Origin of the sequence: Thermogemmatispora sp., assembly GCF_019683635.1 — a bacterium.
Classification (GTDB): domain Bacteria; phylum Chloroflexota; class Ktedonobacteria; order Ktedonobacterales; family Ktedonobacteraceae; genus Thermogemmatispora.
Map to the genome: position 1 here is coordinate 1 of NZ_JADGIA010000256.1, position 6424 is coordinate 6424.

The 6424-nt window shown below is 58.0% G+C and carries 3 protein-coding genes and 2 pseudogenes; 2 read left to right on the plus strand and 3 right to left on the minus strand.

Going from position 1 to position 6424, the window contains the following annotated elements:
- From IRZ31_RS19385 to IRZ31_RS19395, 3 genes and pseudogenes are all read right to left on the minus strand, one after another.
- On the minus strand, nucleotides 1–2163 hold a 2163-nt coding region (locus tag IRZ31_RS19385), incomplete at its 3' end, for an ATP-binding protein (protein ID WP_297156781.1).
- Nucleotides 2164–2310: 147 nt separating this feature from the next.
- Nucleotides 2311–2763, minus strand: a pseudogene (locus IRZ31_RS21500) (caspase family protein); the annotation flags it as partial.
- Nucleotides 2764–2860: 97 nt separating this feature from the next.
- On the minus strand, nucleotides 2861–3472 hold the full coding sequence (locus IRZ31_RS19395; RefSeq protein WP_297156786.1) for a hypothetical protein: 612 nt from the start codon (nucleotides 3470–3472) through the stop codon (nucleotides 2861–2863).
- 484 nt (nucleotides 3473–3956) lie between these two features.
- Between IRZ31_RS19395 and IRZ31_RS19400 the strand changes: the two genes are divergently transcribed.
- Complete coding sequence (locus IRZ31_RS19400) at nucleotides 3957–4178, plus strand: hypothetical protein (protein WP_297156789.1); 222 nt, start codon at nucleotides 3957–3959, stop codon at nucleotides 4176–4178.
- A gap of 20 nt (nucleotides 4179–4198) precedes the next feature.
- Nucleotides 4199–5482 (plus strand): annotated as a pseudogene (locus IRZ31_RS19405) (MFS transporter).
- Nucleotides 5483–6424: the final 942 nt, after the last annotated feature.

A 6424-nucleotide genomic window follows, 5' to 3' on the forward strand; every position in this document is an offset into this window, starting at 1 on the left:
CCCTCGCTTCCCTCGATCCTCGATGGCCTCGATCACCCGTTCCGCCTGCTCCCACACTCCTCGGGCCTCCTCCACCCTCTGCGCCCTCTCCAACGCCTCGGCCAACGCGACCAGCGCCTCCCCTCGCTTCCCTCGATCCTCGATGGTGAGTGCGATCTCCCGGGCTCTTCTCAACAGTTGCTGCGCCTCACTGGCTCGCTCAGGCAAGGCGAGCCAGTGGGTGGCCATCAGCAGAAACACCCTTGCTTTGTTGGCCGCATCGGTCAGCAACTCGGCCAGGCCCAGCGCTTTTCGCTCCTGTCCCAACCGCAGCATGAGCTGGAACGTCTCGGGCCAATACCGATCGGCTTTGCTGGCCAGACTGGCGCGTAAGAGAGTATAGCGCCAGAGATGGGGAAGCAGCTGCACTGCCTCATCATCGCTCCAGCGGCCTGAAGCGGCAGCCTGTTGCCCCAGTTCCAGGTCCTGGGCATACAGCCGGCTGCTGCCATCAAATCGCACTTTCTGTTTCCCATAGCTGCCCTCATCCAGTACGGCAAAGAGATCTCGCCAGCGAGACTGCCCGGCCTGATACAGATGCCTCACATAGTGCTGGCGAGCATAGAGACAGCGTCGCCGCTCGCTCGCATCCTCTCTCACTTCCTGCCAGATCCGATCAAGCGGGGCCTGCTCACACCACGTCGCCAGGATGCCGTGCCACTCCTGCTCGTCGTCCGCATCAAAGATCCAGTCCTTATCCGGTTGCCTCTCGTCTCGGCGCAAGTAATCATGCAATTTCACATGGAACAAGGAGTAACATTTCAGACCATCCTGGATGTCCGTCAGGAGAAGACCTTTGAGACGCTCCAAACCGGCGTCAAGCTCCTGTCCGTCTATAGGAGGACGCCCATCTCGACGGTGCTTCAGATTCAGAATCTGTTTCAGATGGGTTCTTGCCAGCGGCTCCCGGGCGGTCAGCAATGCCCCAAGGACCGGCTGGATGACCCGCTGCCAGTGCGTCTCGGGGGCAGCACTGGCACGCCCTAGACGATCCATGGTCAGCGAAAAGACATTTTCCGGATTCGCTGCAAGACGCCGAATGATTGCTTCCGGCGGCATGTCCCTGTGTTCGATCAATTCCCTGGCCGCCAGATCCAGAAAGAGGGCATTGGCTGCGAGCTGGTCATACACCTCCTTGATGAGCGCTGCATCCAGCGGCGGTGCTGGCTCGGTGCGCTCCTGCTGGCGACGTTGCACGAGCCGGGTAAAATCCTCCAGGCTGAGACTGGACAGCGGGTATTCCTGAAAAGGTTTATGCAGGTGCAGTGAGCGCAGGGCCTCTGGCCGCGTTCCCAGGACAAACACGACCCCTGCTGGAGGATCGCCTGCTGCCAGGAGCTGGAGGTCCCGCAGCCCAGAAGCTTCCTCGGGAAGTTGATCCAGGCCGTCGATGAAAATGATCTCCTCTCCTCCCCGCTGGACTACTTCTTCGAGCAAGGGACGAAAGAGGTCGCGCAAGACCGGCAGCTGATCGCTCTCGACGTAGAACGGAGGAAGCTGATATTTCAGCACCAGGGATGCCATCAGGTGCCTGAGGAGGATCACCTGATAGCCGCTCCCAGGAGTCACGGGAATGAAATGAGAAATGACCTGCCTGTCCCGCTCCTTTTCTGACGTGGCGCGATACAGGTCCACGAGCTTCGCAATGAGACTGCTCTTGCCCTGGCCCGCCACGCCAGTGATCGCCAGATAGCCGCCCGTCTCCCGCATCGCCGTGATCCGCGCTCGAAGCTCTCTCAATTCCCGTTCCCTTCCCACAAAGCGCTCCAGGCGGTCGCGCAAGAAGGAACGGCTAAACGCATGGTCAGCGAGCGCACGCAGGAGCTGCTCCTGGGCAGCCTGCCGCTCTGCCTGCTGCCGCGCCTGGCGAGCTGCCAGGCTGAGATCAGGAAACGTAGCCAGTATGACCGGCTTATCCAGGGGCTTCGTAACAGTCGTGATTTGCAAGCACTCGGGAGAGCACGCACGTAAGTACGCAACGAGCTGTTCATATACCAGCTGGCCGCTCTCGCTGACGTAGGGGTGGATCGGGGCCTCTCCACGGAGCGCCGGCAGCAGATGCTTCGCCAGCAGCGTCAAGCCATCTGCTTCACAGGCCGTACCATGATAGCTTGACGCTGCCATGATGATCCGTGCGCCTCTCTGAGGCCCAGGTGTGTCCAGGTAGTAGTGCCGAATACACGCCTCTATGCTCCGCTTGAGGACTTCAAGCGGTTGTTCTTCCAGCTGATGCCCTATATTCCCGGCATAACAGCAATCCAGGACTATGAAGACGGTGCCTGCCTGTACCTCGCTATTTTCATAGAGAATCCTGCTCAGCCAGCTCAACGAGATATGCGCATCTCTATCAATTTTAATATATTCAGGATCGAAATCGTGAGTGACGAGATAGACATCACGTTGCTCTGCCTCAATAAAATACGGCTCGCCATGCCCACAAAAATAGAAGAGAAGGAAGTCCTCCACCCCGCAGCCTGCTACGAGCCTATAGATCGCCCTTTTCGTACGCGCGGTCGTCGCCTGTTCATTGAGCAGGGGAGGCTGCAACAGTTCAAAGCCACAGGAATGTTGTAATGCCTCGGCAACTGCCAGAGCACTCGCAGCGGCATATCTGAGCGCAGCTCTGTCTGACTGCGGCTGGCCATTCGATCCGACCACCAGGGCAAGACGCCGCCCTGCCTGGACTCCCTCCTGCTCTGGTCTGCGGGGCTGCTCTGACGCCATAGCGATTGGAACCTCCTTGACAGCACGAGCCCTGCCTGCCACCGTCGACTGGTTGCCGCCTCAGGCAACATGCCGGTGGTAGGGCTCCCGTTTCCTCTCACTGCCGGTCGGTGGCGTTCCGCGATGGTTTGCCATGTCTTCTCTTCCCTGGCGCCCTCTTCCTGGGAATGGCCAGGCAAAGCTTCAGTTCCAGCGGAGTGGTGGCAGCAGCACGAGGACCAGAGGCCTGGTGATCCTTCAAGAGGGTGGTGAGCACCACCTGAGCGTGTGTGGGGCTGGAGGCATCGAGCGAGTGCGCGTCCCCTTCTACCTCCAGCGAGATTGTGAGGGGTCTGGCTCTGCTTTCATCTTCCCCCACGTGCTGTTCGTACCTCCGCTTCACCCGTTGGACTACCTGGTAGATAAAGGCAGCAAGCGTAGTTAATTGGACAGCATCATTGAGGAGTTCTGTGATCACAGCCCGGTGATCCCATACCGCTGCAACCCAGTGCACGACCGTCGGGACCACCACCTGGACCAGAAAGTCCCCTCCTTGCTGTCCTGTATACATGGGCTGGACAGGAATCCCCTCAGCCTGGAGCGCCTGCACGGTCTCCCGTCCAATGGTATGGATGAGTGCGGGATCGCTTTCCTCTGTCTCATCCGCCCTCAGCGCGAGCAGGAGTGTGAGTGGCTGGGCCGAATCTGGCTCTGGGGGCTGGTTCCTCATGAGCACACATCCTCCTTCAGGAGAGCAGCCTTTCCCACAGGTCCTGGCATGCTGCGGCCTTCCGCCCAGCCGCCTTGTCGATCCCTCCTCCCCTTCCAGCCGCACCATCTCCCCCCTTCCCAGTCTCCTGGCCCTGAGCCTTCAGGCACGGCGCACAGACGGATCCTTCAAAGGAGCGGTGTGCCCTCCCAGCCCCACCTGCTCAGCGCTATCTGGACGTGCCGCTTTCCTGATTGATCGAGCAGTGCAGCCGGTACTACCAGCACTGCCAGCACAGTCGATGTGCTCTTATTATACTTGACTCGTTTGTACGGATTCAAGCATGGAAGCACGTGCATCCGATGCCTATCCAGGCGAGGAGGGATTGATCTCGGGGATCAATCCGCTGCCGGGCGTGCTGCTGTTCCAGCCCACCGCCACGGCACCCGAGCGCTGACAGGAGGTCGAAGCCGCCGCGCCGGAGGCGCCTGGCTCGTCTTACGAGGTGATCGACTTCCTGGCGGTCCTCTTCGGCTATGCCATCAGCGGAGAACGCACCCTGGAGGAGTTCTACCGGCATCTCCAACCCTTTGCGAGTCCCTTCATGGCCTTGTTTGAGCGTGACCGACTGCCCTCCCGTTCGGCGCTCTCCCGTTTTTTAGCGGCGTTGACAGCCGCACCGATCGAAGCTCTGCGTACTCTCTTTCTTGACGACCTGCTCAGTTGAGCTAGAAAAGGAAACAGTGGATGGATCATCCAAAAGAAGTCAAATCACTCTGGAGAAATCAGGATTACTTGTTATTGTGGATGGGACAAAGCATCTCCTCGCTGGGAACAGGGATAGCGCAGGTCGCCTTTCCTCTCCTTCTCTTCGTTCTCACCAACAATCCGGTGATAGCTGGACTCGCCGTTTCCGTTGGACAACTTCCCTCTCTTCTCTTCATGCTGCCTGCAGGAGCGCTCGTGGATCGTTGGGATCGTAAGCGAGTCATGATTGTGTGTACAGCAGGACTGGCTTTATGTTTGACAAGCGTTGCACTTGTCGTTCTCAGTGGGCTTCCCACACTCATTCAACTCACATCATTATGTGTGTGCTCTTTCCTCATTGGAACCTTCAGTGTGTTCTACAGCCTGGCTGAACTGGGCGCACTCACTCAGGTGGTTCCTCAATCCCAACTTCCTCAAGCCCTTGCTCAGAATGAAGTGGTCTTCAGTATGACCTCCTTGGCGGCTCCACTTGGAACATTCTTGTTGAGGATCAGTGGGATCTTGCCTTTCCTAATCGACGCCATCTCATAGGCGGTGTTACTGGTCGCGCTTTTTTTCATTCGGACTTCGTTTCAAGAAGAGCGGGGAGAAAGGAAGACCCATCTTTTCAAGGACATTCGCGAGGGTCTACTGTGGGTCTGGCAGCAACCGATCGTTCGATTCCTTCTCATCCTCGACGGCTACCTTGAACTGTTTGTGAGTAGCAACATCTTGTTGGTAGCGGTTATCGCTCGTAATGAGCGGATTCCACTGAGCTTTGTTGGGATTATTCTGGCCGCCGCAGGAGTCGGCACCCTTCTGGGGGCAGCTTGCAGCCCCATGCTCCAACGTCGTGTGCCCGTAGGATGGCTGCTAATCAGCACCTTGCTGTTGTTTGTCCTGCTTTGGCCCCTCTATGGCGTGGTGACAAACCCGTGGGTGCTAGGAAGCGTGATCGCCAGTCTTGCTCTCCTTGACTCGGTTGCCTACCTTCAAACCGTGAGTTATCGTCTGGCGGTCGTCCCTGACCTGTTGCAAGGACGAGTGAGTAGTATTGCCCGTCTGGTCCTCTTTGGATCCTCCACATTTGGTCCAGTAGGAAGTCGGGATCTGTCTACAACGCTTCGGGGTTCTGTTGACGACGAGCATCTTATGGGTTGGCTTCATCCTCTTTGCATTGCTTGCTCTTTTCAATCCTCGGCTTCGCCAAGCATCGTTACCGACGGAGTAATCAAACAAACCCACCCGCCAGCATCAAATTCACGCCAGGTTATGCTTGCATAAAACCGCGTTCTTCCAGAAGCGGCTTCTACGAGGCACGCGCCATTTTATGCGAGAAATTTTGCTCGTTTTAGCAAGTTTAGCAAGATCTAAATAGATGAGATAAGATGCTACGCCATTTTATGTGAGAGGCCAATATGCTGAAAACGCCTCTCAAGCCGATATGCGCAAGTTATCTGAGAAAAACGCGCCACATATCTCGTTAAATGACACTACCGTTTGTCTCATTCCCTCACTCCCTCGTCAGAGTCAGTGAAGCGGCCCGTCTGGGATTGAAACGGGTTTGCCGACAGGGCCGACGGCTCACAGCCTTCCGCTGGCACCAGGTCAAGACGCGCTGGGACGACAGGCAGCCAGCCGCGAGGGGCACCGGGAGCAGCAGAGCGAGAGCTGGGGGCTTGCTTGGGCCTGGCAGGCACTGCCGGGAGAAGGAGCGGGTTCACCCTGACAAGATGAGTGCTTCCGCAGCCAGCGCTGCTCTCTCTGCTCAATCAGCAGCGCTGTCCTCAGCGTTGGTTGAGCACGCGTGCGAGTCTGGGGCCAGTGAGCTGTTTGCTTTTGCTACAGTGAAGGAGAACCAGCAGAGAGGATATGGAGGCAGGGGTGGATGCCCTAAGAGGGGCAGTGATCCAGCAGGTGATGGTCGAGTGTGGCTCTTTCCCTGGCAGGTGCTAGTATCAGCAGCCCATCCCTCTAGAGGCCAGCAGCGACGAGCAGCAATCGGGGGATGGTGCTGGCCATGAACGCTACCTGCTGACGGCTCCGTTGGCACGAGGAGAGGGAGCAGCACCGTCCGCTTCGCTGGCAAGCGGCCCGCTCCATGACTTTGGACTACGCCGGGCTCTGTAGAGTGTTCCCGTTGCTCCTGATTCTCCTGATGCTGCATGAAGCGGCATGCGGTCTGTTACGCTGTTCCGACCAGAACTCACCTCTGGAGTATCTGGC

Coding starts and splice junctions, on each gene's coding strand:
- IRZ31_RS19395 (WP_297156786.1), bottom strand. CDS start 3,472: ATGAGGAACCAGCCCCCAGAGCCAGATTCGGCCCAGCCACTCACACTC.